This is a genomic window from Pseudacidovorax sp. DMC4 (assembly GCF_056314265.1).
Genome location: NZ_JBQUYR010000001.1, coordinates 1 through 24,944 on the forward strand (window position 1 = coordinate 1; position 24,944 = coordinate 24,944).

24 protein-coding genes are annotated in these 24,944 nt (G+C 69.4%); 8 read left to right on the top strand and 16 right to left on the bottom strand.

Features of this window, described 5'->3' with window-relative positions:
- A partial coding sequence (locus ACT54X_RS00005; protein WP_476344373.1) for a transposase occupies positions 1-357 on the top strand: 357 nt, incomplete at its 5' end.
- 680 nt (positions 358-1,037) lie between these two features.
- Here the strand turns inward: ACT54X_RS00005 and ACT54X_RS00010 are convergent.
- The 7 genes from ACT54X_RS00010 to ACT54X_RS00040 all read right to left on the bottom strand — a co-directional run bounded on the left by ACT54X_RS00010 (position 1,038) and on the right by ACT54X_RS00040 (position 8,936).
- Positions 1,038-1,802, bottom strand: a complete 765-nt coding sequence (locus tag ACT54X_RS00010) for an ABC transporter ATP-binding protein (RefSeq protein WP_017758024.1) — start codon at positions 1,800-1,802, stop codon at positions 1,038-1,040.
- A 43-nt stretch (positions 1,803-1,845) separates the two neighbouring features.
- Positions 1,846-3,801 (bottom strand): ABC transporter permease, encoded by a 1,956-nt coding sequence (locus ACT54X_RS00015; RefSeq protein ID WP_294365979.1) that lies wholly within the window; start codon positions 3,799-3,801, stop codon positions 1,846-1,848.
- A 30-nt stretch (positions 3,802-3,831) separates the two neighbouring features.
- Positions 3,832-5,046 carry an ABC transporter substrate-binding protein gene (locus ACT54X_RS00020; protein WP_476344375.1) on the bottom strand — a complete coding sequence of 405 codons (1,215 nt, stop codon included), beginning with the start codon at positions 5,044-5,046 and terminating at the stop codon, positions 3,832-3,834.
- 70 nt (positions 5,047-5,116) lie between these two features.
- On the bottom strand, positions 5,117-5,701 hold the full coding sequence (locus tag ACT54X_RS00025; protein ID WP_294365982.1) for an amino acid synthesis family protein: 585 nt from the start codon (positions 5,699-5,701) through the stop codon (positions 5,117-5,119).
- 28 nt (positions 5,702-5,729) lie between these two features.
- A complete protein-coding gene (locus ACT54X_RS00030; protein ID WP_294365984.1) occupies positions 5,730-6,371 on the bottom strand; it encodes an amino acid synthesis family protein in 642 nt (213 codons plus the stop codon).
- 24 nt (positions 6,372-6,395) lie between these two features.
- Positions 6,396-7,286 (bottom strand): UPF0280 family protein, encoded by an 891-nt coding sequence (locus ACT54X_RS00035; RefSeq protein ID WP_294365986.1) that lies wholly within the window; start codon positions 7,284-7,286, stop codon positions 6,396-6,398.
- 21 nt (positions 7,287-7,307) lie between these two features.
- Positions 7,308-8,936 carry a 6-hydroxynicotinate reductase gene (locus tag ACT54X_RS00040; RefSeq protein WP_294366007.1) on the bottom strand — a complete coding sequence of 543 codons (1,629 nt, stop codon included), beginning with the start codon at positions 8,934-8,936 and terminating at the stop codon, positions 7,308-7,310.
- A gap of 289 nt (positions 8,937-9,225) precedes the next feature.
- On the opposite strand from ACT54X_RS00040, the gene ACT54X_RS00045 reads away from it, so the two are divergent.
- Genes ACT54X_RS00045 through ACT54X_RS00055 form a run of 3 tightly spaced genes read left to right on the top strand, consistent with a single transcriptional unit; the run spans position 9,226 to position 11,911 of the window.
- Positions 9,226-9,999 (top strand): ferredoxin--NADP reductase, encoded by a 774-nt coding sequence (locus ACT54X_RS00045; RefSeq protein WP_017758775.1) that lies wholly within the window; start codon positions 9,226-9,228, stop codon positions 9,997-9,999.
- Between the two features lie 5 nt (positions 10,000-10,004).
- The gene (locus tag ACT54X_RS00050) at positions 10,005-10,766 is read left to right on the top strand and encodes a TetR/AcrR family transcriptional regulator (protein ID WP_476344379.1); all 762 of its coding nucleotides are present in this window, start codon (positions 10,005-10,007) and stop codon (positions 10,764-10,766) included.
- A complete protein-coding gene (locus ACT54X_RS00055; protein WP_294366012.1) occupies positions 10,712-11,911 on the top strand; it encodes an amidohydrolase family protein in 1,200 nt (399 codons plus the stop codon). Before ACT54X_RS00050 ends, ACT54X_RS00055 begins: the two co-directional genes overlap by 55 nt.
- Positions 11,912-11,929: 18 nt before the next feature.
- Here ACT54X_RS00055 and ACT54X_RS00060 read toward each other — a convergent pair whose 3' ends face one another.
- The 5 genes from ACT54X_RS00060 to ACT54X_RS00080 all read right to left on the bottom strand — a co-directional run bounded on the left by ACT54X_RS00060 (position 11,930) and on the right by ACT54X_RS00080 (position 18,605).
- Positions 11,930-12,325: a GtrA family protein gene (locus ACT54X_RS00060; protein WP_234193479.1), complete on the bottom strand. Its 396-nt coding sequence runs from the start codon at positions 12,323-12,325 to the stop codon at positions 11,930-11,932.
- Positions 12,326-12,359: 34 nt separating this feature from the next.
- Positions 12,360-13,307, bottom strand: coding sequence for a glycosyltransferase family 2 protein (locus ACT54X_RS00065; RefSeq protein WP_294366017.1), 948 nt, complete (start codon positions 13,305-13,307; stop codon positions 12,360-12,362).
- Between the two features lie 49 nt (positions 13,308-13,356).
- Complete coding sequence (locus ACT54X_RS00070; protein WP_476344382.1) at positions 13,357-15,126, bottom strand: ArnT family glycosyltransferase; 1,770 nt, start codon at positions 15,124-15,126, stop codon at positions 13,357-13,359.
- A gap of 49 nt (positions 15,127-15,175) precedes the next feature.
- The gene (metH, locus tag ACT54X_RS00075; RefSeq protein ID WP_476345081.1) at positions 15,176-17,893 is read right to left on the bottom strand and encodes a methionine synthase; all 2,718 of its coding nucleotides are present in this window, start codon (positions 17,891-17,893) and stop codon (positions 15,176-15,178) included.
- A gap of 271 nt (positions 17,894-18,164) precedes the next feature.
- Entirely contained in the window at positions 18,165-18,605 is a 441-nt protein-coding gene (locus ACT54X_RS00080) for a PACE efflux transporter (protein WP_476344384.1), read from the bottom strand.
- A gap of 104 nt (positions 18,606-18,709) precedes the next feature.
- On the opposite strand from ACT54X_RS00080, the gene ACT54X_RS00085 reads away from it, so the two are divergent.
- The gene (locus tag ACT54X_RS00085; protein ID WP_476344386.1) at positions 18,710-19,618 is read left to right on the top strand and encodes a LysR family transcriptional regulator; all 909 of its coding nucleotides are present in this window, start codon (positions 18,710-18,712) and stop codon (positions 19,616-19,618) included.
- Between the two features lie 195 nt (positions 19,619-19,813).
- On the opposite strand, the gene moaC is transcribed toward ACT54X_RS00085, so the two are convergent.
- Positions 19,814-20,296 (bottom strand): cyclic pyranopterin monophosphate synthase MoaC, encoded by a 483-nt coding sequence (gene moaC / locus ACT54X_RS00090; RefSeq protein ID WP_354319188.1) that lies wholly within the window; start codon positions 20,294-20,296, stop codon positions 19,814-19,816.
- Between the two features lie 92 nt (positions 20,297-20,388).
- Between moaC and ACT54X_RS00095 the strand changes: the two genes are divergently transcribed.
- The gene (locus ACT54X_RS00095) at positions 20,389-21,996 is read left to right on the top strand and encodes a M48 family metalloprotease (RefSeq protein ID WP_476344388.1); all 1,608 of its coding nucleotides are present in this window, start codon (positions 20,389-20,391) and stop codon (positions 21,994-21,996) included.
- A gap of 50 nt (positions 21,997-22,046) precedes the next feature.
- On the opposite strand, the gene ACT54X_RS00100 is transcribed toward ACT54X_RS00095, so the two are convergent.
- From ACT54X_RS00100 to ACT54X_RS00110, 3 genes are all read right to left on the bottom strand, one after another.
- Positions 22,047-22,394, bottom strand: a complete 348-nt coding sequence (locus tag ACT54X_RS00100) for a phage holin family protein (RefSeq protein WP_234193488.1) — start codon at positions 22,392-22,394, stop codon at positions 22,047-22,049.
- Positions 22,395-22,455: 61 nt separating this feature from the next.
- Positions 22,456-22,929, bottom strand: a complete 474-nt coding sequence (locus ACT54X_RS00105; RefSeq protein WP_476344390.1) for a hypothetical protein — start codon at positions 22,927-22,929, stop codon at positions 22,456-22,458.
- Positions 22,930-23,011: 82 nt separating this feature from the next.
- Entirely contained in the window at positions 23,012-23,737 is a 726-nt protein-coding gene (locus tag ACT54X_RS00110; protein ID WP_294366035.1) for a TerC family protein, read from the bottom strand.
- Between the two features lie 396 nt (positions 23,738-24,133).
- On the opposite strand from ACT54X_RS00110, the gene ACT54X_RS00115 reads away from it, so the two are divergent.
- Entirely contained in the window at positions 24,134-24,610 is a 477-nt protein-coding gene (locus ACT54X_RS00115) for a DUF3717 domain-containing protein (protein WP_294366036.1), read from the top strand.
- An 18-nt stretch (positions 24,611-24,628) separates the two neighbouring features.
- Positions 24,629-24,934: a putative signal transducing protein gene (locus ACT54X_RS00120; protein ID WP_294366037.1), complete on the top strand. Its 306-nt coding sequence runs from the start codon at positions 24,629-24,631 to the stop codon at positions 24,932-24,934.
- Positions 24,935-24,944 lie beyond the last annotated feature (10 nt).

Below are 24,944 nucleotides of genomic sequence, written 5' to 3' on the forward strand. Positions count from 1 at the left end.
CTGGCGGCGCTGGCCGCAGCAGTCCAGTTGCGACGACCACCTGCGGGCTGCATTCATCACAGCGACCGCGGTGCGCCATATGCCAGCCGTGCTTACCGCAAGGCGTTGCAGGAGGCGGGCCTGCGCAGTTCGATGAGCAGTGCAGGCAACCCGTATCACAATGCCCAGGCCGAGAGCTTCATGAAGACGCTGAAGGTCGAGCAGGTCTATCTGGCCGGCTACGAAGACTTCCAGGACGTCGTCAGCCACCTGCCTCAGTTCATTGACCAGGTCTACAACGCCACCCGACTGCACTCGGCGCTGGGCTACGTCCCACCCAACGAATTCGAAGATCAACTCGCCCGGCAAGCAGCTTAGTTCTGTGCCACCTCTGTGGTCCAGCCGCAGGGGTTCACTCCAAGCTCCGCTCAGACAAATGCGACAAGTCAGATCACGAAGCGCGCGTGTCTTCGCACGCGCGCCACCCCCTGCCCTGCGCTTCTCGCCACCACCGAAATCGCCCCTGGCAGCCCAGCCCCGCCGCGCGGATACGTTGCGCTCGATGGGACGCACACGTGCCCGCGGCTCTGGCGAGGCAACCGCGCGAACTGAGTTCTGGCTCGTGGCGCAGGTGGGGGCGGAGGCGGAAGCGCCGACGGGGATGGAGACGGCGGTCAACGCAACAGCACGCGCTGAGGCACGGACACGCACCTGGGCGCAGGCAGAGGCGGAAGCGCCAGCGTCACCGCCGTCACTGACCACCGCATGTCCCGCCCTGGTCGGGGCCTGGCCTGGGGCGGCTGCGTGTGCGTCGCCGAGAAGCGGAGGTTGGCCGGGCTGCGGGCCTGCCGAAGGACAGGCCCGCTTCGTGAACTGACTCGCGGCGTTTGTTTGAGCGGAGCTGCCGCAGGCAGCGCAGCGAGTTATGCCGCGGCCCGGCTGCCCGAGCATCGCAGGGGAGTCGGCCCGCAGGGCCGACCGACGAACTCGCAGCCGCCCCAGGCCAGGCCCCGGCCAGGGCGCGCCCCGAAGAGTCCCGACGACGAGGCCCAAAAACATCAAGCCGCCTTCTTCTCGAAAGTCTTGCCCGAGCCGAAGTACACCTCCTGCACCTTCGGATGGTCCCGGATCTCCAGCGGCTTGCCTTCGGCGATCAGGCGCCCGCGCGCCAGCACGATCATGCGGTCGGCGTACGCGAACACCACGTCCATGCTGTGTTCGGTGAACAGCACCGCCATGCCGCGGTCGATCACCAGCTGCTTGGTCAGCGCCATCAGCGAATTGCGCTCCTTCGGTGCCATGCCGGCCGTGGGCTCGTCCATGAGCAGAAGCTTGGGGTCGTTGGCCATGGCAATGGCCAGCTCCACCCGCTTGACGTCGCCATAGGCCAGCACGCTGCAGGGCCGGTCGGCCTGCGACTTCATGCCCACCTGGTCGAGCAGCGCCAGCGCCTCGTCACGCTTGTGGTCGGACGCCCGACGCCACATCGCGAACAGCTTGGCGTCGTGCGACAGCAGCGCCATCTGCACGTTCTCCACCACCGTCAGCGACGAGAAGGTCTCGGCGATCTGGAAGGTGCGGCCCACACCCAGTCGCCAGATCTCGCGCGGCTTCTTGCCGACCAGCTCCGTGCCGTCCAGCGTGATGGAACCCTGGTCGGCCTTGAGCTGGCCGTTGACCATGTTGAAGGTGGTGGACTTGCCGGCGCCGTTGGGGCCGATCAGCGCCAGCAGCTCGCCCTTGGCCAGCGTGAAGCTGATGCCGTCGACGGCCTTCACGCCACCGAAGGACTTGCCCAGGTTCTGGACATGCAGCAGGGACATCAGAGCACCTCCAGGCCGATGAAGAACAAGTTGAAGGGTCGGCTCATCGCGCGCCCTCCCCCGCCGCAGCTGCGGCCTGCATCGGCGCCTTGGCCGCCTCGTCGGCCGCCACGTCGTCGCGCCGGCCGCGCCACTTGTCGGCCAACTGCTTGATCGAGCCCGCGATGCCCTGCGGGAACAGCAGCACCAGGATCAGGATGATGGCGCCCAGCATGGCACGCCAGTAGTCGGTGTTGCGCGCCACCATGTCGTGCAGCCAGGTGAAGGTGAAGGCCCCCACCACCGGGCCGGCCAGCGTCTGGATGCCGCCCAGCAGCACCATCACCAGGCCGTCGACCGAGCGGCCCACCGCCAGCGTCTCCGGCGAGATGCTGCCCTTGGAGTACGCGAACAGCCCGCCCGCCAGACCCGCCACCGCACCGGCCACCACGAAGGCCGCCCATTGCATGCGCTTGACGTCGATGCCGATGGCGTCGGCGCGCAGCACCGAGTCGCGGCCTGCACGCAGCGCGTAGCCGAAGGGCGAGAACAGCACGCGGCGCAGCCACCACAGGCCACCGCCCACCAGCACCAGCGTGAGCCAGTAGTAGGCGCGCTTGTCATTGAGCCATTCCGACGGCCACACGCCCGTGAGGCCGTTGCTGCCGCCGGTGAAGCTGTCCCACTGGTAGACGATGGCCCAGGTGATCTGCGCGAAGGCCAGCGTCAGCATGGCCAGGTACACGCCCGACAACCGCACGGCGAACCAGCCATAGACCAGCGCCCCGAGGCCCGCCACCACCGGTGCCAGCACCAGCGTGAGTTCCATCGGCAGGCCGGCGGCGCGCGCCAGCAGCGCCGCGCCATACGCGCCCAGGCCGAAGTAGGCGGCATGGCCGAAGGAATGCATGCCTGCCGGACCCATGATGAAGTGCAGGCTGGCCGCGAAGAGCGCCGCGATCAGCAGGTCGATCATCAGCACCGTGGTGTAGGGCGAGCTGGCCGTCAGCACCGGCATGGCGGCCAGCACCAGGGCCAGCACGCCCACCGCCGCCACGTAGGAGCCGCCCGCGCGGCGCAGCGGCTCTTCCTGCATGCCCACATAGCGGCTGGGCGCCTGCGGTCGGCCCATCAGGCCCCAGGGCCGCCAGACAAGCACCGCGGCCATGACCAGGAAGTCGACCACGAGCGTGAGCTTGGAGAAGGAAATGGCGATGCCCGCGATCTCGACCACGCCCAGCCAGATGCACAGGGCCTTGATCTCGGCGATGAGCAAGGCGGCTACGTAAGCGCCAGGGAGTGAACCCATGCCACCCACCACCACCACCACGAAGGCGGCGCCGATGGTGTTGAGGTCCATCTCCAGCGTGGCCGGCTCGCGCGGCAACTGCAGCGCGCCGCCCAGGCCGGCCAGCAGCGCACCCAGCGCGAACACGGCCGTGAACAGCCAGGCCTGGTTGACGCCAAGCGCGCTGACCATCTCGCGGTCCTGCGTGGCGGCGCGCACCAGGGTGCCGAAGCGCGTGCGGGTGAGCAACAGCCACACCAGGCCCAGCACCACTGGGCCGACGACGATCAGGAACAGGTCGTAGGCCGGGAACTGCCGGCCCAGGATCTCGACCGAGCCACGCAGGCCCGGCGCGCGCGGGCCCAGCAGCTCGTCGGGCCCCCAGAGCCACAGCACCGCGTCCTTGATGACCAGCACCAGCGCGAAGGTGGCCAGGAGCTGGAAGAGCTCGGGCGCCTTGTAGATGCGCCGCAGCAGCACGACCTCGATGACCGCGCCGAGCACGCCCACCGCGACGGCCGCCAGCGGCAGCGCCACCCAGAAGCCCGCGCCGCCCAGCTTGTCGGCCAGGGTGTAGGCGACGTAGATGCCCACCATGAAGAAGGAGCCATGCGCGAAGTTGACGATGCGCGTCACACCGAAGATCAGCGACAGGCCCGCCGCCACCAGGAACAGCGAGGACGCAGACGCCAGCCCGTTGAGGAGCTGGACGATCAGGCCGGAAAAACTCATGGCAAGGCTCTCTTCAGGGGGCAGCAGTGGTCAGTCCGCGCTGCGCGACTTCTTCACGTCGGCGGCGGGCGGCTGGAAGCGCGCATCGGCGCCGTCGTAGTAGACGTAGTCCACCATCACGCCCTTGCCGCCGTCGTTCTTGGTCTTGCCCACGAAGGCGCCCATGGTCGATTGATGGTCTTCGGCGCGGTAGCTGATCTTGCCGAAGGGGCTGTCCACCTGCAGGCCCTTGAAGGCGGCGACGAGCTTGTCGGCGTCGGTGCTGCCGGCCTTGGCAATGCCGGCGGCGGCCGACTTGATCATCGAATAGCCCACCACCGAGCCCAGGCGCGGGTAGTCCTTGAACTTGGCCTGGTAGGCATCGAGGAAGGCCTTGTGCTCGGGCGTCTTGATGCCGTAGTACGGGTAGCCGGTCACGATCCAGCCATCGGGCGCCTCGTCCTTGAGCGGATCGAGGTATTCGGGTTCGCCGGTCAGCACGCTGACCACCGTACGGTCCTTGAACAGGCCGCGGGTGTTGCCCTCGCGCACGAACTTCGACAGGTCGGCGCCGAACAGCACGTTGAAGATGGCGTCGGGCTTGGCATCGGCCAGGGCCTGCACCACGCTGCCGGCGTCGACCTTGCCCAGCGGCGTGGCCTGCTCGGTGACGAACTCCACGTCGGGCTGCGCGGCCTTCAGCAGGTTCTTGAAGGCGGCCACGGCCGACTGGCCGTATTCGTAGTTGGGGTAGACCAGCGCCCAGCGCTTCTTCTTCTGCTTGACGGCCTCAGGCACCAGCATGGCGGCCTGCATGTAGGTGCCGGGGCGCAGGCGGAAGGTGTACTGGTTGCCACCCTGCCAGGTCATCTTGTCGGTCAGCGGCTCGCCGGCCAGGTAGAAGAACTTCTTCTGCTTGGCGAAGTCGGCCAGCGCCAGGCCCGTGTTGGACAGGAAGGCGCCCGCCAGCACGTCCACCTTCTCGCGCGAGACCAGTTCCTCGGCCATGCGCACCGCATCGCCCGGGTTGGCGTTGTCGTCGCGGGTGATCAGCTCGATCTTCTTGCCGTTGACGCCGCCCTTGGCGTTGATCTCGTCCACGGCCAGCTCCATGCCCTTCTTGTAGGGCTCCAGGAAGGCCGGCTGGGCCTTGTAGCTGTTGACCTCGCCGATCTTGATGACGTTCTGGGCGTGGGCCGGCATCAGCGTGCCGGCAGCCAGGGCCAGCGCCGCGGCGGCACCGAAATGGAGGCGGAAGGGTTGCATGGGGAACTCCTCGTCGGATGGGATGGAAAACCGGGGGAAATGAAGCAGGCGAAGAATAGCCGCGCCGCGTTCAGCGAAGACCGTCCACGCCCTTGATCTCGGACACCTGCAGCCCGCCGATGCGCGGCAGCGGCCGGCCGCTGTCGGTCACCGCCACGGCCACCACGATCTCGCCCGCGCGCGGCGCGTCGCTCACGCGGGCCTCGACGGCGTCGAAATGGCTGCGCACGAAGGCTGCATCCTTATGGCCCAGCGGCACGTCGATGGCCGTGCCCAGCGTGCCCTGCTTCTTGGCCGAAGGCACCAGCGCGGCACCCTTCTCGACCGCCACGCGCAACGGCGCGCCCAGCTTGGGATGCAGGATGGCGGCGGCATGCTCCAGCTCGCCGGCCTCGCCGACGATGGCGGCCTTGCCGTAGCTCTGGGCCTGGCCGGGCTCGATGCCCAGCGCGGCCACGGCCTTCTGGCCGAGCAGGCCGCCGAGCTCCTCGCCGATGGCGATGAGCTCGTCCAGGTTCTCGCTGTAGCGGCCGGCATAGGGGTTGGCGATGACGGCGATGGCGACGGCGCGGCGCGTGGGCGGGTCGATGGTCTGGCCCATCTCCTTGCGCGTTTCGTCGACCTGCACGATCAGTTTGCGGATGTCTGCTGGCATGGGTTCTCCTCGTTCTGCGGCGTGCGTTTCAGCGCAGGCCGTTCCATTGGCTGATGTCCTCGGCCCGGAGCCCACCGACGCGGGCATGCACGCGGTAGCCGGTGGTCATGGCGAGGATGAAGACGATCTCGTCGGCAGCAGGCGCGCCGGGCACGCGCACCTCGATGGCGTCGAACTGGCCGCGCACATAGCTGGCGTTGATGTTGGTGAGCGGCACATCGAGGGCGGCGCCGGGGGGGCCCACCTTCTTGGTGGACGGCACGATGGACAGCGCGTTGCCCGGCTGCCCGCTCTTGGCCTCGCCCTGGCCGGCAGTGTAGGCCGCACGGTCGCCCTTCCAACCCAGCAACTCGCGCATCGCGTAGCCGCCCGGCACATGCCACAGCGCACCATGCTCCAGCTCGCCCGCCGCGCCGACGATGGCGCCCTTGCCGTAGGTGGCGATGGCTTCGCGCGGCACGTCCATGGCGGCCAGCAGGCGCTGGGCCATGTCCACGCCCACCGGGTCCAGCAGCGCCATCATGGGCAGGATGTCCGGCTCGTAGCGGCCGGCGAACGGGTTGGCGAGCACGGCTGCGATGGCGCCGCGCACCAGCGGCTGCTCGGCGCGGGGGCCGAACTCGTGGTGGATGTGCTCGACTTGGGTGAAGACGCGGCGGATGTCGATCATCGTGGTGAAGGGGTGTGCAATTCGTTAAGCAAATACTGAACCAACGGCCGGCGCGAGCACGGCCTCGTCGCGTGCCGACAGCACTCTCCATTGCCCTTGGCACACGATCACGGCGGCGTGGATGAGGCCGTGCAACTGCAGTTCCGTCGCGCGTCGCAGCCCCGATTCGACCGCATCGCGCACCACGGTGGTGGGCAGCGGCGGCACCTGCACGGTGACGGGCAGCGCACCGAGGTCGCTGTCGTCCTTGCATTCGTTGGCGGGGCGACGCTCGATGGCGGGGTGGTCCGCATCGACGGCGTTGGCAACGATGGACGCCGCCGCATCGGCCTGCGCGGCCGTGGCCGCGAGGATGGTCACGCTGTCCGCGATGCCGAGCGAGAAGCTGCGGCCCCGCCAGCCGCTGGTGGCGATGCCACGCACCGGGTCTGCCGCAGCAACGCTGAACTGCCCGTCGGTGCGCAGGCGCTCGGCGTCGCGCGGGTCGAAGCGGGCGAGGTCCGCATAAAGGCCGACCCGCGCCTCGGTGCCAGGCGCCAGATGCAGCGCAATGTCGCCGCCGTTGTTGATCCAGGCGCGGGTAATGCCGGGACGTTGGTAGAAGGCGATCAGCTCCTGCGCCACCGCGCCGGCCACGGCCGCCATCGGCGTGATGAAGGCCGGCAGGAAGGGCAGGCAGGCGGCCTGCATGCGCCGCGCCACTGGGCCGCGCAGGCTTGCATGCTCCGACACCGGCCGGCGCAACGAAGGCAGCTCGGCGACCAGCTCGTCCAGCAGGCCTTCGAAGCGCGCCCAGGCCGCCTCGTGCGCCTCGGCCACGGCGCGCGCCTCACCCTCGGCCTGGACCACGAGGTCGATGGGACCGTGGTGCCAGTGCCAGCGCTGGTCGTCGAGGGCTTGGAGTTGGGCGGGCATGCGTCGCTGCGGCGCGAGAGATCAGCCCAGCATGGGCTTGTGGCCCAGCGGCCACGGGTTGTCGCTGGCCTGGCCGACAAAGCGGCGAGCAAGCGGCGCGCCGTCGTCCTGCCAGGCGCCGCGGCGCAGTGCCTGCTCCAGCGACATCACATGCTCCATGTGGCCACCCAGGTCTGCGTAGTCCTGCAGCCGCATGCTGAACTCGATGGGCGCGATGATGGCCGGCGTGGGCACGGTGCCGAAGCTGTTGTCGGGCATGCGCATGACATCGGCCATCACCGTGATGCCACCCCCTGGCCACACATAGGCCGGCGCGCCGCCGCAGGTCACGTTGACCAGCGCGCGCTTGATCGCCCGCGTGAGCAGGATCGGGTTCTCGGTCACGCCCGCACGCAGACTGCCGCCCGCGCCGCCCAGGAAGAGCACCGTGGTAAGCGAGGGCTCGCAGTTCTCGCCGATGCGCTCGACCACCTTGCGCACGGCTTCGGGCATGGGCTGCGGCACGGGGCGCAGCTCGTCGTCCAGCACGTACCACTCGGCCTGCTCGCCGGTGGTGGAGGTCATCAGCAGCTTGAGGCCCGGCTTGGCCACGCCGGGCTCCCAGCCTTCGATGATGGCCAGCGGGTCGGCGATGTCGGTGCCGCCCCAGCCACTGCCCGGATTGGCGACCTGGAAGTAGCGCCCCGGCGTGGACTTGCGCCCGCGCATCTGGATGCCCGAAGGCGGCATGGCCAGGCAGCGGCCGGCCTGGTGCTCGGTGAGCACGCCGGTGATGTGGTCGTCCACCACCACCACCTCGTCGGCCAGGCCCAGCAGCTGCTTGGCGAAGATGCCCACCGTGGCCGAGCCGCAGCCCACGCGCATGCGCTGCTCTTCGACGCCGTTGACGATGGGCGCGCGGCCGGCCTGGATCACCAAGCTGGCGCCGCCGTCGATGGTGCATTCGGCCGCCTGCTTGTTGCACAGCCGCTGCATCATCTCCAGCGTCATGCGGCCTTCCTTCTTGCTGCCGCCAGTGAGGTGGTGCACGCCGCCCAGCGACAGCATCTGCGAGCCGTACTCGGCCGTGGTCACATGGCCCACCACCTCGCCCTTGTAGCGGACGTTGGCCTGCTCGCTGCCCAGGAAGCGGTCGGTGTCGATCTTCACCTTCACGCTGCAGTAGCTGAAGATGCCTTCGGTGACCACGGTGACCATGTCCACACCCTGCGCCTTGGAGGCCACGATGAAGGGCGCCGGCTTGTAGTCGGGGTAGGTGGTGGAACTGCCGATGCCGGTGACGAAGACCTGGTCGGCCAGCAGCAGGTCGCCGTTCCAGTCGTCCTGCGGTGCATCGGCCGCGGCGGCTTCGACGGTGTCGGCCGCCGGCCGGGCGAAGGGCACCAGGGCCGGCTCGGGCGAGTCGAGCTCGCGCCGCAGCATCACCACCGGGTCGGTGCGCACCAGCACGCCCTCGCGGTTGGCGTAGCGGTCGCAGGCGCCGGTGCGGCCTTCGGAGATCTGGCACAGCACCGGGCAGGCATTGCATTCGACCTTGCTCGTGCTCATGCGCTCGTTGCGCGCGGGGGCGCGGCCCAGGCCGTCGGGCGTGGTGGGCAGGGCCGGCACGTCGATGCCGGGCAGGCCGTCGGTCTTGGTGTGTTCTGTCATCGTGGGCTTTCGTGCAACGCGGCCTGTGTGTGCAACAAGCATGCCGGAAATCGGCTTGGCGGCGATGCACCGTTTGTGTAGCATCCGCTCCATATTCATGTTGTGATCGCTACATGAAACGAATCTAGCGGCCCGGCGCGATGCTTGCATGGGTGTTTTCCAGAGTGCACGACTCCCCTTCCTGGTGCGTCGTGAACGAAAATGGGCAGCACCAGCCAGTGGCGCCGCAAGCCTGATGCGCATGCCCTCGTGCCACCCGCCAGCTTCCCTTTCATTTGGTTATTAGCTTATGAGTGCCTTCGCCGAAGAACGCGTCCTGACCGTCCACCACTGGACCGACCGCCTGTTCAGCTTCACCACCACGCGCGACCCTGCCCTGCGCTTTTCCAACGGGCACTTCACGATGATCGGCCTCAAGGTCGACGGCAAGCCGCTGCTGCGTGCCTACAGCATCGTGAGCGCGAACTACGAGGAGCACCTCGAGTTCCTGAGCATCAAGGTGCCCGACGGCCCGCTCACCTCCCGGCTGCAGCACATCAAGGTCGGCGACACCATCGTGGTGGGCCGCAAGCCCACAGGCACGCTGCTGATCGACTACACACTGCCCGGCAAGCGCCTGTACCTGTTCGGCACCGGCACCGGCGTGGCGCCCTTCCTGAGCGTGATCCGCGACCCCGAGACCTACGAGAAGTTCGAGAAGGTCATCCTGGTGCACGGCGTGCGCGAGGTGGCCGAGCTGGCCTACCACGACACCATCACGCAGGACCTGCCGCACCACGAGTTCCTGGGCGAGATGGTGAGCGAGCAGCTGCTGTACTACCCCACCGTCACGCGCGAGCCCTTCCGCAACCAGGGCCGCATCACGGACCTGATCACCAGCAACAAGCTCACCGACGACCTGGGCCTGCCGCCGCTCAACCCCGCGGAAGACCGCGTGATGCTGTGCGGCAGCCCGATGCTGCTGGCCGACATGAAGCTGATCCTGGAGCAGCGCGGCTTCCACGAAGGCAACACGACCACCCCCGGCGACTACGTTGTCGAACGTGCCTTTGTAGAGAAGTAACCCAGGTGGCCACGCGCAAGACGCCCGCCAAGCCGCAGCGCAAGACCGGCGTGCGCGAGGCGCAGGCGCAGGCCTCGCGCGAGGCCATCCTGCGTGCGGCCACCAAGGTGTTCGCCAGGTACGGCTACGAGGGCGGCAGCGTGGAGAAGATCTCGCGCGCGGCCAAGTCGTACGACCGGATGATCTATTACTACTTCGGCAGCAAGGAAGGCCTGTTCGTGGCCGTGCTGGAGGGCATCTACCAGCGCATGGACGAGGCCGAGGCCGCCATGGCGCTGGACATGGCCCGCCCGGTCGAGGCGCTGACCGAGGTGATCCGCTTCGTGCTGGGCTACTACCGGCGCAATCCCGACTTCGTCACCCTGCTCAACACCGAGAACCTGCACAAGGGCCGGCACATCGCCAAGTCGGTGCGCGCGCGCGAATACTCGTCGCGGGCGGTGGCGGTGATCGCCTCGATTCTGGAGAGCGGTGCGGCCCAGGGCCTGTTCCGCCCCGACCTGGCCGCGCGCGACGTGTACCTGCTGATCGCGGCGACGGGCTACTTCTACATGTCCAACCGCTACACGCTCGCCAGCTTCCTGGGCGAGCAGCTCGACGCACCCGAGGCCGCCCAGCACTGGGAGGCCTTCGTCACTGAGACGGTGCTGCGCACCGTGCGGCAGGACGACAGCACGGAATCCATTTCCCCCCACGACAAGGACACGAACAAATGGCAGAAGTCGCCGCCGCCGGCAAGTCGGGCAAGGTCGTCATCCAGAACATAGGGCTGCTGCTCTCGGGCGACATCGACCAGCCCATCCTGCAGGCCGACACCATCGTGGTCGAGGACGGCCTGATCGCCGCCGTCGGCCGCTACAAGGACTGTGACGTCGAAGGCGCCACCACCGTCATCGACGCGCGCCAGACCTGCGTGGCGCCGGGTCTGATCGACAGCCACGTGCACCCCGTGGCCGGCGACTGGACGCCGCGCCAGAGCCAGCTCAACTGGATCGAGTCCAGCATGAATGGCGGCGTCACCACCATGATCTCCGCGGGCGAGGTGCACTACCCCGGCCGGCCCAAGGACATCGTCGGCCTCAAGGCCCTGGCCATCACCGCGCAGCGCGCCTTCGACGCCTTCCGCCCCGGCGGCGTGAAGGTGCTGGCCGGCGCGCCGGTGATCGAGAAGGGCATGGTCGAGAGCGACTTCAAGGAACTGGCCGAGGCCGGCGTCGGCCTGCTGGGCGAGGTGGGCCTGGGCAGCGTCAAGGCCGGCTACGAGGCCAAGGAGATGGTGGCCTGGGCCCGCAAGTACGGCATCCAGAGCACCATCCACACGGGCGGCCCGTCCATCCCGGGCTCGGGCCTGATCGACAAGGACGTGGTGCTGGAGGCCGACGCCGACATCATCGGCCACATCAACGGCGGCCACACCTCGCTGCCCGAGGCGCATGTGTGCGAGCTGTGCGAGAAGAGCACCCGCGGCATCGAGATCGTGCACAACGGCAACGAGCGCGTGGCCATCGCGGCGGCCAGGGCGGCGCTCGAACTCAAGTGCCCGCACCGCGTGATCCTGGGCACCGACGGCCCGGCCGGCTCGGGCGTGCAGCCGCTGGGCATCCTGCGCATGATCGCCATGCTCTCGTCGCTGGCCAACATCCCGGCCGAGCTGGTGTTCTGCTTCGCCACCGGCAACACGGCCCGCATGCGCAAGCTCAACTGCGGCCTGATCGACAAGGGCTATGCGGCCGACTTCGTCTTCCTGGACCGCGCCCAGCACACGGCCGGCCGCACGCTGCTCGAAAGCGTGCAGCTGGGCGACCTGCCGGGCGTGGGCATGGTGATGATCGACGGCATCGTGCGCTGCGGCCGCAGCCGCAACACGCCGCCCGCCACGGAAGTGCCCGTGGTCGTGTCCGGCGCGCATTGAGTCGGCGCGCCGCCCGGCTCAGCGTCTGAAGACCAGGTAGCGCGCCGACAGGTAGTTGACGCCCATGCCGGCGATGCTGCCGGCGGCCACGCCGAGCAGCGGTGCCGCCGGGCCCTGCAGCGCATGCAGCACGGCCACGTAGGCCGCGTAGTTGACGAGGGCGCCGCCCAGCATGGCGGCGAGGTAGCGCAGGTATTCGTGCCACAGCGGCAGGCGCCGCGCGCCATCGGCAAAGGTGAAGCGCCGGTTGATCAGCCAGGTGGCCGTGGCCGCGCCCCAGAAGGACAGCACCCGCCCCGCATACCAGCCCACATGCGGCGCCAGCAGGTACAGCAGGCCGGCATCGACGGCGAAGCCGATGACGCCCGCGATGCCGAAGCTCAGCAGGCGGCGCAGCAGCGGGCCGGAGATCACCGCAGCACTTTCGCCGGACCAGCCGGGCGGACGTTCACTGCACGCTCGCCGGCGTTGCCAGCCGCGCCGCGCCGGGAATGGCGAGGTAGGCGATGCGCTTGACCTCGCGGCGACCCAGCGTGACGGTGCGCAGCACGGCGCCGCAGCTGGCCGACAGCATGGCGGCGAGCATCAGGCCGGTGGCCAGCACCGCGGTGGGCAGGCGCGGCACCAGCCCGGTGTGCAGGTAGGTCAGCAGCAGCGGGAAGGCCAGGCCCAGCGAGGCCAGCGCCAATACCGCCGTCACGATCATGAAGAACAGCAGCGGCCGCTCGCTCACGAACAGCTTGGTGATGGTGACCAGGATGCGCCAGCCGTCGCGGTAGGTCGACAGCTTGCTTTCCGAGCCTTCGGGACGCGCGAGATAGCGTACCGGCAGCTCGTCCCAGGGCATGCGCAGTTCCAGCGCATGCACCGTGAGCTCGGTCTCGGTCTCGAAGCCCTGCGACAGCGCCGGGAAGGACTTCACATACCGGCGCGAGAAGACGCGCAGGCCCGACAGCATGTCGCTGAACTCGCCGCCGAAGAGCTTGACCACGGCCCCCGTCAGCATGCGGTTGCCGAGGCGATGGCCGCGGCGGTAGGTCTGCGCGTCTTGTTGATCGTCCTGCCGGGCGCCCACCACCATGTCGAGGTTGCCCTGCACCAGCATGTCGATCATCTCGGGCAGCCGGGCCAGGTCGTAGGTGGCGTCACCGTCGACCATGATGTAGATGTCGGCCTCGACGTCGGCGAACATGCGCCGCACCACGTTGCCCTTGCCGCGCAGGCGCACGGTGGTCACCCGCGCCCCATGGGCCCGGGCCACGGCGGCGGTGTCGTCGCTGGACGCGTTGTCGAACACATGCACCTGGGCCTGCGGCAGATGGGTGCGGAAGCCTTCGATCACCTGGGCGATGGCCAGGGCTTCGTTGTAGCAGGGAATGACGGCGGCAATGCGCATGCGGGCAGATCGGTGGTGGTGACGAGGCAGCGGAAGAGCGGCCGAGGCATCAGGACGGGTCCGGGACGATCCGGTACGCCTTCACGCCATCGCGCTCGACCAGCAGCTTGAAGTGGTGCTCGAAGCCGGGCTTGCCATCGACATAGGGCCCGAGCGCCGTCTGGACGACGATGGTACCGAAGCCGTGCTGCACCAACTTGCGCGCCATCTCGGGGGCGGGCAGCAGCAGGAAGTCGACGTAGCGGTAGGGACCGAACACATCGCCCCAGACCGGGTTGGGCGCGAAGTAGATCGCGTCGCTCAGACCCACCTGATAGAGGCGGCCGGGCTGCGGATGCGCGCGCAGCCAGCTCAGCACCACGTAACCCGGCACGTTGCGGGCCAGGAAGGCCTCGCGCGTCTCGGGCGTGGGCGCGATCTGGCGGACGTGGTTCCACAGCCGCACCCCGCCGGCGACGACGAGCACGGACAGAAGGGCGACGCCGAGCCCGGCCACCGACCGGGCGCGCGCCCGGTCGCCGACGTGCCGCTGCAGCGCGGCAGCGGCCCAGCGCCACAGCTGGCACCAGCCGATCGCGCCCAGCCAGGCCAGGATCGGGAACGAGGCCGCCATGTAGCGCGGATAGCGCGAGGTGGCCAGCCACACCAGCACCGACCAGGCGCCGAACAGCGCCGCGGCGCGCACCGCGGGCCGCGTCTTCCAGACCGCCGCGAAGGGCACCAGCAGCGCCGGCCACAGCATGACGTTGGGCAGGGCTGCGTGGGCACGCACGTCGTCGACCTGGCGCTGGTAGTCGTCCAGGTTCCAGTTGGTGAAGCCGAACACCTTGGCGCCGATGGGATTGAACGGATCGCCCGTCTGCAGCCAGTTGCGGCCGAACCAGTAGAGGCACGGCAGCAGGAAGCAGCCCAGGGCCAGGAGCCAGGGCCCTGGCCGGCGCTCGCGCCAGGCCACGCACACGGCCACCAGCGGCAGGAAGGTGAGCGCCTGGTACTTGCTGCCCGCCGCAACGCCCAGGTAGAAGGCGGCCAGGCCCAGCCAGCGCGCCGGCCGCCGCGGCTGCGCCGGCGTGACCGGCGTGCTCCACCACAACCAGAGCACGGTAAAGGCCGCCACCACGAACAGCGCCACGCCCATGTCGATGAGGGCGTTGAAGAACTCGCCCATCATCAGCCACACCGCCGCCGCAATCGCGGCGCAGATGCGGTCGGTGTGCGTGATGGCCAGTCGCCATACCAGCGCAGCCGCCAGCCAGCCGCCCAGTGCATGCAGCAGGTGCGGGAACACGTCGCCCGCCAGCGGCAGCGCGGCCGCATAGAGCAGGTCGTAGTTGTAGGGGAACCAGGGGTAGCGCAGCCAGTCGTGAATGCCCAGCGCGCCGCTCTCCGCCACCTGCCGCGCATAGGGCAGGTGGTACATCATCTCGTCGAAGGCATGCGGCGGTGCCATCGGCTCGAACAGGCTGATGACGAAGGCCCCGATGGCAACCACGGTCGCCACGCGCTCGGCGCGGCCCAGCGGCGGGCCCGGCGGCAGGGTCAGCAGCAGCCGCCACTGGGCAGGCAGGCGCCAGAGGGCCAGCACGAGCCCGATGGCCAGCAGCGCCAGAGTGCCCGGCGGCCGCAGCGCGCCCGCGACGCCCAGCGCCTGCAGCGCCACGATCGCCAGGCCGAGGCCGGTGGCGGCGGACAGCGCCATGCGCAGCCAGGGGTCGTCGCGCCCCGGCGTGCCGGGCGCGCCAGCCCACAGCCGGCGCATGACGGCATCGCCCGCACCCCAGAGCGCCAGCAGCACCACGGCCAGGCCGAGCAGGTGCACGGCCGTGAAGCTCAGCTTCTGCAGCAGGAGAAGAATGGCAGCCTCCGCTTCAGAGGTTCGGCGCCAAGAGCCGCTCTAGCTCGGATTCCGCGAGCCGGCGACGTGCTGCCTGGTCCTGCAGCTGGTCGTGCCCGATCTTGCCCACGTTGAAGTAGGTGCTGTCGGGATGGCTCAGGTAGAAGCCCGACACGCTCGCCGCCGGCGTCATCGCCAGCGATTCAGTCAGGCCCATGCCGATCTCGGCGCACTGCAGCAGCTCGAACATCGGTCCCTTGACGCTGTGATCCGGGCAGGCCGGATAGCCCGGCGCCGGGCGGATGCCGCGGTACTGCTCCTTGATCATCTCGTCATTGCTCAGCTGCTCGTCAGCGGCATAGCCCCAGAGGTCCAGGCGCACGCGATGGTGCAGCGCCTCGGCAAAGGCTTCGGCCAGGCGGTCGGCCAGGGCCTTGAACATGATGGCCGAGTAGTCGTCCAGGTCGTCGAGGAAGTACTTCTCGCGCTTCTCGGCACCGATGCCCGCGGTGACGGCGAAGGCGCCCACATAGTCGGCCACGCCCGAGTCGCGCGGCGCGACGAAGTCGGCCAGGCAGCGGCTCGGGCGCATCACGCCATCCACGGCCTGCTTCTCGGTCTGCTGGCGCAGGCCGTACCAGGTGAGCAGCGGTGTCTCGCGCGACTCGTCGGCATACAGCACGATGTCGTCGTCGCGCTCGGTGTTGGCCGGCCAGAAGCCCACCACCGCGTTGGCCGTGAGCCAGCGGCCCTCGATCAGCCGCTGCAGCATGCGCTTGCCGTCGCTGAAGACGCGCTGGGCCTCGGTGCCGACGATCTCGTCCTTCAGGATCTGCGGGAAGGGCCCGGCCAGGTCCCAGGTCTGGAAGAAGGGGCCCCAGTCGATGTACTTGGCCAAGTCCGCCAGGTCGTAGTTGCGGAACACGCGCCGGCCGATGAACTTCGGCTTGGGCGGCTGGTAGCCGGTCCAGGCGATGGGCGTCTTGTTGGCGCGGGCCTTGGTCAGGGGCCACAGCGGCACCTGCTTCTTGTTGGCATGCTGCTGGCGCACCTTGTCGTAGTCGGCATTGAGCTCGGCGATGTAGTTCGCCGCCTGCTCCGACAGCAGGCTCTGCGCCACGCTCACGCTGCGCGAGGCATCGGGCACATAGACCACCGGGCCCTCGTAGTGCGGCGCGATCTTCACGGCCGTGTGCACCCGGCTGGTGGTGGCGCCGCCGATCAGCAGCGGGATCTTCTTGACGCGGAAGTGCTCGTCCTTCTGCATCTCGCCGGCCACGTACTGCATCTCTTCGAGGCTGGGCGTGATCAGGCCCGACAGGCCCACGATGTCCGCGCCCTCGACCTTGGCGCGGGCCAGGATCTCGTGGCACGGGACCATCACGCCCATGTTCACCACCTCGAAGTTGTTGCACTGGAGCACGACGGTGACGATGTTCTTGCCGATGTCGTGCACGTCGCCCTTGACGGTGGCGATGACGATCTTGCCCTTGCTGCGCACGTCGCGGCCCGCGGCCTCGTCGCGCTTCTTCTCTTCTTCGATGTAGGGAATGAGGTGGGCCACGGCCTGCTTCATCACGCGGGCGCTCTTGACCACCTGCGGCAGGAACATCTTGCCGGCGCCGAACAGGTCGCCCACGATGTTCATGCCATCCATCAGTGGGCCTTCGATGACGTGCAGCGGCCGGCCGCCCGGCTGGGCCACGATGGCCTGGTAGGCCTCTTCGGTGTCCTCGACGATGAAGTCGGTGATGCCGTGCACCAGCGCGTGGGCCAGGCGCTCGTCCACGGACTTCGGCTGTTCGGGCGTGCCGCGCCATTCGAGCTTCTTGCTCTCGTCCTTGGCGCCGCTGCGAGCGGTCTCGGCGATCTCGACCAGGCGCTCGCCGGCGTCGGGGCGCCGGTTGAGCACCACGTCTTCCACGCGCTCCCGCAGCTGCGGCTCCAGGTCGTCGTACACGCCCACCATGCCGGCGTTGACGATGCCCATGTCCATGCCCGCCTGGATGGCGTGGTACAGGAAGACGGTGTGGATCGCCTCGCGCACCGGGTCGTTGCCGCGGAAGCTGAAGCTCACGTTCGACACGCCGCCCGACACCTTGGCGCCCGGCAGGTTCTGCTTGATCCAGCGCGTGGCCTCGATGAAATCGACGGCGTAGTTGTTGTGCTCCTCGATGCCCGTGGCCACCGCGAAGATGTTGGGGTCGAAGATGATGTCCTCGGGCGGAAAGCCCACCTCGTCCACCAGCACGCGGTAGGCCCGCTCGCAGATCTCGATCTTGCGGGCATAGGTGTCGGCCTGGCCCTGCTCGTCGAAGGCCATCACCACGGCGGCGGCGCCGTAGCGGCGGATCAGCCGCGCCTCGTGCTTGAACTTGTCCACCCCCTCCTTCATGGAGATGGAATTGACAATGCCCTTGCCCTGGATGCAGCGCAGGCCGGCCTCGATCACCTCCCACTTGGAGCTGTCCACCATGATCGGCACGCGCGCGATGTCGGGCTCGCTGGCGATCAGGTTCAGAAAGCGCACCATGGCCGCCTTGCTGTCCAGCATGGCCTCGTCCATGTTGATGTCGATCACCTGGGCGCCGTTCTCCACCTGCTGGCGGGCCACGGCCAGTGCTTCCTCGAACTGGCCGTTCAGGATCATGCGGGCGAAGGCCTTGGAGCCCGTGACGTTGGTGCGCTCGCCGATGTTGACGAACAGCGTGCCCGCGTCGATGACGACCGGCTCCAGGCCGGACAGCAGCATCGGGGGAACGGAAGGGGCGGAGGAACTCATGGACGGCACACCTGGGGGCGGGAATCAGGTGAGCGTCGTTGCAGCCGGCGCCTGGCGGCCGGCGTCCGGTCCCGCCAAGCCTCACGGTCCGGGCCGCTCGGGCGCCACCGCAGGTGGTGTGCCGGGGCCCGCCGTTGCAACGCTCCTTGCGCGGGGAGCGCGGATTTTATAGGGCTCGACCCGGGATAACCCCGAAAGACCGGCGCGCACCCCGGCCTCCGTCAGCGCGGCGCGGCAGCCCTCAGGTGGCGCTGACCGGCCGTGCCGCCGCCGAGGCGGGCAGCCCGAACACGGCGTCGAACACCCAGTTGAAGACGAAGGTGTAGACCAGGAAGAACACCACCAGCGCCAGGTCCATCACCAGCGCCTCCCACAGGCTGATCTCCAGCCACCAGGCGATGGTGGGGACCAGCAGCATCACCAGCCCGCCCTCGAATCCGATGGCATGCGCCACCCGGCGGCCCAGGCTGCGGCCGCGCTTGGCCTGGCGCGCCTCCCAGCGCTCGAACAGGGTGTTGAACAGCAGGTTCCAGGCGATGGCAATGGCCGAGGCCATCACCGCCACCACGCCGGAATGGCCCACGCCCTGCCCCGACATCCAAGCCAGTCCCAGGCTGGCGACCACGATGGCGATGCCTTCGTAGAGGGTGATGTAGACGACGCGCCGCTTGATGCCCTGCATGGCTTTCTTCTTTCTGGACGGGAAACTTTGGATCACGATCTCACTGTATTTCTGTCGCACTGACACATAAAGTCAGCTTCTTTCAGATTCGCTGAAAGATCGCCATGCTCAGCAGCGACGACGTCGCCCTCTTCCTCGCGGTCCTCGACCACGGCTCCTTCTCGGCCGCCGCGCGCGCTCTGCGGCGGGTGCCCTCGGCGGTGAGCATGGGCATCGCCCAGCTCGAAGCCCAGTTGGACCTGCAACTCTTCGACCGCGGCGGCCGCGAGCCGCGCCCCACCGCCGCCGCCCGCTCGCTGGAGCCGCAGGCCCGGCTGCTCGCCGCCCAGCTCAAGGCGCTGGAGGTGCAGGCGCTGGCCCTGACGCAAGGGCTGGAGGAGCGGCTGACGCTCGCCATCGCGCCGGAACTGCTGAGCGGCCCCTGGAGCCAGCCACTGGCCGCACTGGCGCAGACGCATCCATCCCTGGAGGTGGAGGTGCTCGCGGCCCCGCAGGCCGACGCGCTGGCCCTGCTGCACAGCGGCCGGGCGCAGCTCGCACTGGTCTTCGAGCGGCCCAGCCTCGATGGCCGCGAGGGCTTCCAGGAGGTGGCGACCGAGACGCTGGTCGCCGTGATGGCACCCGACCATCCGGTGCTGGTCGCCGCCGGCGGCCGCCTGCGCGAGCAACACCTGATCGACACCCGCCAGATCGTGGTGGCCGGCCGCGACCCGGCGCAGCGCGATCCGCGCACCGTGTTCGCCCGTCACACCTGGCGCACCGACAACGCGCTGGCGGCGCTGAGCCTGCTGACGGCCGGCCTGGGCTGGGGCTGGTTGCCCCGGCCCTCCGTGCAGCCGCATGTGGCGGCGGGTGCGCTGGTGGAGATCCCCTTCGAGAACCTCAGCAACCGGCTGGACCTGTGGGTGGATGTGGTCTGGTCCAAGGAGCGCCCGCTGGGGCTGGGTGCCCGGCAGGTGATCGAGGCGCTGCGGCGCAAGCGGCCGGACGAGGAGGAACGCGACGGAAGCTGAAGGCGCTCATCCTCCCAGCGGCCTGGCCCTTCGGACTCCGAATGCGAAGCCACGCCTTGCGCTTGCTACGGTCGCGCGCTGACGATCAACAGGCGTCGGAGCAGGCCATGCCCGGGCACCCGAGGAACTGGCTTTGCCAGGCCTCTGGGTGCGCCCCCTCCAAGCCGAAGGCGACCGCGAAGCGGCATGGGGGTGTCAGCGCGCGATGTACGAGCCCGACTTCCCGCCGTGCTTCTCCAGCACCTGCACACCGTCGATCACCATGCCGCGGTCGGCCGCCTTGCACATGTCGTAGATGGTCAGCAGCGCCACCTGCACAGCGGTGAGTGCCTCCATCTCGACGCCCGTCGGGCCGACCGTCTCGACCGTCGCGCGGCAGCGCACGGCGGGCACGTCGCCCGGCTCGGTCTCGAACTCGACCGCCACGCGGGTGATGGCCAGCGGATGGCACAGCGGGATCAGGTCGCTGGTCTTCTTGGCCGCCTGGATGCCGGCGATGCGCGCCACGCCCAGCACGTCGCCCTTCTTGGCCGTGCCCGACTCGACCAGCGCCAGCGTGGCCGCCTGCATGCGGATGCGCCCTTCCGCGATCGCGGTGCGGTGCGTGGCCGGCTTGGCCGCCACGTCCACCATGTGGGCCTGGCCCTGGGCGTCGAAATGGGTGAGGGGTGAGGACATGGGGCTGAACGATCCGGCGGGAGGCGCATCATACGGGCCGGAAAAAGCCACCGATGCTGCGTCCGATGCCGTCTTCTGCCACCCTCCGCGACATGCCTGCCCCGCCGTCCGCCGCTGCGCGCGGTATCTCTTCGCTGCCTGGGCCGCGACGACCGCGGCGGGCTGCGCGCGTCGCGCTGGCCGTGGCCCTGGCGGGCGCCCAGCTCGCTGCCGTGCCCCTCCATGCCCAGACCCTGACGCCGGCCCGCCCGCTGCCCGGCCTGGGCGATGGCGCCGAAATGAGCACCGGCACCGAGCGCGAACTGGGCGACCGCATCGCCCGCGAGCTCTACCGTGACCCGGATTTCATCGACGACCCGGTGCTCGCCGACTACGTCCAGGGCATCTGGCAGCCGCTGCTGGCCGCGGCCCGCCAGCGCGGCGAGCTCACGCCCGAGCTGGACGAACGCTTCGCCTGGGTGCTGCTGATCGGCCGCGACCGCAGCATCAATGCTTTCGCGTTGCCCGGCGGCTACCTCGGCGTGAACACGGGGCTCATCGCCATCGTCGGCAGCCGCGACGAGCTCGCCTCGGTGCTGGCCCACGAACTCACCCACGTCACGCAGCGGCACATCTCCCGCATGCTCACGCAGCAGAGCCGGCAGATGCCGCTGATGCTGGCGGCCATGCTGCTGGGCGGCCTGGCGATGAGCAAGAGCGGCCGCAGCGGTGGCGACCTGGGCTCGGCCATGATGGTCGGCGGCCAGGCCATGGCCATGCAGAAGCAGCTGGACTTCTCGCGCGACATGGAGCGCGAGGCCGACCGCATCGGCTTCGGCGTGATGAGCCAGGCTGGCTTCGCGCCGCAGGGCGCCGCCGTCATGTTCGAGAAGCTGCAGTACGCCTCGCGGCTGAACGACAACGGCAGCTATCCCTACCTGCGCAGCCACCCGCTGACCAGCGAGCGCATCACCGAGATGCAGGCGCGCGTGCAGTTCCGCGAAGGGGCGCCCCCGCCGACTGTGGCCCTGACACCCGAGCACGCCATGATCGCGGCCCGTGCCAGCGTGCTGGGCCGCCCGGGCGTGGACCTGCTGCGCCAGTGGGTGCAGGCCGCGCAGGGCAGCACGGCACCTGCCAGTGCGGCCACCGCCGGCACCCTCTATGCGGGCGCCATGGCCGCCAGGGAGCTGCGCGATCTGCCCGCTGCGCGCAGCCTGGCGCAGAAGCTGCGCACGCAGGTCGGCACGGCCGGCGAGCCGGCCCGGCTGGCGCGGCTGCTGGCGGCCGAGATCGAGATGGGCGCCGGCAATGCGCCCGCGGCCGTCGCCCTGCTCGACGTGCGCGCCAGAACCCGTGGCGAGATGCTGATGGCCGGCCAGGCCGCCCTGCTGACCCGGACCCATGCCGCGGAGGCCGCGCCGGTGCTGCGCGACTGGGTGGCCACGCATCCGCGCGACGCGACCGTGTGGCGGCTGCTCGGCGGGCTGTACGACGTGGAAGGCGACACCCTGCGCGCCATCCGCGCCGAAGCCGAGGCGCAGGTCGCCCAGCTGGACTACGTGGCGGCACGCGACCGCTTCCGCGCGGCCCAGGACTACGTGCGCGAGACCACCGCCAAGGGCGGCCGCGTCGACCACATCGAGGCCTCGATCGTGGACGTGCGTGCGCGCGAGATCGAACGCCTCGCGCGCGAGCAGATGGAAGAGAAGCCGATGTAGCCGGCCGAGCCGCCCAACAGGCGGCGTGGCGCATCAGCGGTGCCGCGGCCTCAGCGCCGGCTGGCGCCGATGGCGGCCTCGATGATCACGCCGAAGATCGAGTACAGCAGCGAGCCGAACAGCGCCGCCCAGAAGCCGTCGACATGGAAGCCGGGCAGCAGCCCCGAGGCCATCCAGAAGATGAGCGCATTGACGACGAAGAGGAACAGCCCGAGCGTGATCAGCGTGACCGGCAGGGTCAGGATCACCAGCACGGGCCGCACGAAGACGTTGAGCAGCGCGAGCACGGCCGCCGCGATCATCGCGCTGCCGAATCCCGAGATCTGCACCCCGCCGTAGAGGTAGGTGACCATCAGCAGCGCCAAGGCGCTGAGCACCCATTTGAGGATCAATCGCATGGCGCCAGCATAGCCGGTGGACCTGACGGCGGGCAGCATGCCGGCCCGGCCGGCACGCCGCTCAGTCAGCCAGGCCGGGCGCCAGCAGCAGGAAGGCGGCCAGCCCCGCCAAGCCACCCGGCAAGGCCCGCGCGCCGGGCACGAGCGGGTGGCGCGGTGCCGACTCGGCCGCCGCCGGCACCACCGGCTCCATGGTCGAGCCGATGCGAGGACGGCGCGCATCCACCACGCGGGCCGCGCCGTGCTCCAGATGCAGACGCTGCGTCAGTTCGACCAGCGGCCCCTTGGCCAGCACGGCGGTGGTCTGCGCGCCCTCGCGGGCCAGCAGGGGCCCCAGCGCTTCCTGCACGCGGGCGAACCACTTGGCGCGCCAGTTCTCGCGCGCGCTGTGGCTCACCCACTTGCTGATGCGGTGGGTCATGCGCGGCGCGCAGGCCACCACGATCCAGTGCCGGTCCGGCGCGGCCGGTGCCAGCTGGTCCAGGTGTTCCACGGCATAGGCCGCGTCGTCCACGTACAGGATGATCTTGTCCATCGAGGGGCTCCTTGGGCCGGGAAAGTGGGGAGGACAGAAGGAGGCCGGCCCACCGAAAAGGTTCAGCCGGCCTCGAACGCGATCAATGCACGGCCACCTGCTTGCTGCGGCGGGCCAGCACGGCCTTGCCGATGGCCAGCACCAGCAGCGCGCCAGCGATCTGGGCACCGTACTTGATCACGTCGGTCTGCGGCAGCTTCAGCATCCACTGCCAGCGGTCGGGGTTGGCCAGCACCGGATCGGTGACCAGCATGCCGCCGGCGATCCAGCCCAGCAGCATGCCGCCGAGGGTGATGATCAGCGGATAGCGCTCCATCAGCTTGATGACCAGCTGGCTGCCCCAGACGATGATCGGGATCGAGATCACGAGGCCCAGCACCACCAGCAGCAGCGAGTGGTCGCCGGCGTTCTGGGCGGCGCCGGCGATGGCGATGACGTTGTCCACGCTCATCACCAGGTCGGCCACGATGATGGTCTTGATGGCGGCGAACAGGCGGTCGCTGCTCGCGACCTCGCCGTGGCCCTCTTCATCGGGCGCCAGCAGCTTGATGCCGATCCACACCAGCAGCAATGCGCCGACCAGCTTCAGGAAGGGCAGATTCAGCAGCGTCATCGCGAAGGCGATGAGCACCACCCGCAGGATGATGGCACCGGCGGTGCCCCAGATGATGCCCTTGGTGCGCTGCGCGGGCGGCAGCTTGCGGCAGGCCAGCGCGATCACGACCGCGTTGTCGCCACCCAGCAGGATGTCGATGATGATGATCTGCCCGAGTGCGACCCAGAACTCGGGAGAAGTCAGAAAGTCCATAGATTCCTCAATACCTGTGACCGATGAGCAGGCGGCTGGCGCCTGCCGGGGAGGGCAGCCCGCTGCGGGCTGATCGAGGAAGGTGCACCGAGGGGTGCACCATGGAACCGAAGGACGGCCTTGATCAGCCCGAAGCGGGCTCATCAAAGGTCTTGCTCGGAACGGCTCCTTTGCGGATACCGGACCCGGAACTGCCGGAAGCTTGCGCTTCGTACTGACGACAGGACCGACAGCGCCGGCGTGGGGCCGGGCCGGGAGCTACTCCCCTTCGAACGGCGCGATTGGAACACAGCGCCCTCGCGAGGCGCAAGGCGGGAACCATGGCGATAAGATCGCCGGCCCTCATTTCGATCAAGACGGCATTCCGGCCGTCGCGGTCGCCACGTTTCCTCCTGCATGGCCGGCATCCACATCACCGACATCGAGGCCGCCATCAACCACTGGCGGCGACTGAAGCCATCGCCCGACGGCATCAGCCTGGCACCCGAGGTGCGCGCGCTGGCCGAGGTCTATGCGCTGATGGTCTTCCACCGCGAGGACGAGGCCGACGAGTTCGGCTTTCCGCCGAAGGCCTGGGCGGCGTGGGCGGCCTGGTATGAGACCACCCCCGACACGCCGTGCATCGCCATCTGCTCGACCAGCCAGGGCGACGACGAATGCAAGGGCTGCGGCCGCAGCTTCGACGAGGTGCAGCACTGGCCTGCGATGAGCCCGGCCGAGAAGCGGCAGACCTGGCGCCGCATCACCATGCAGGACACGGCGTGGCGCTTCAACCGCTATGCCGAACGTGCGCGTGAGGCGGATGCGCCTGCCGCAGACGAGCCGCCGCCCTCGGACCCCGCCGCGCCGGCGGTCGGCGATCCGACACCCTGAGCGAATCCCCGTACGCCCATGCGCCGCCTGGCCCAGGCCCCCAATCTGGCATTGGCCACCCTGTGGGCCGATGCCCTGCGGGCACAGGGGCTGTCGGTGAGCGTGCAGCGCGAGTACCTGGGCGCCGCCGCAGGCCAGTTGCCGCCGGACCAGTGCCTGCCGGAGCTGTGGGTCGAGCACGACGACGACCACAGCCGCGCCCTGCGCCTGCTGGGCGCGCTGCAGCGCCCCCCGCAGCGCCAGTGGCACTGCCGCTGCGGGGAGTTCGTGGAAGGCGGCTTCGAGCAGTGCTGGAACTGCGGCGCGCCGATGCCGGGGCTCTGATCGGGCAGCC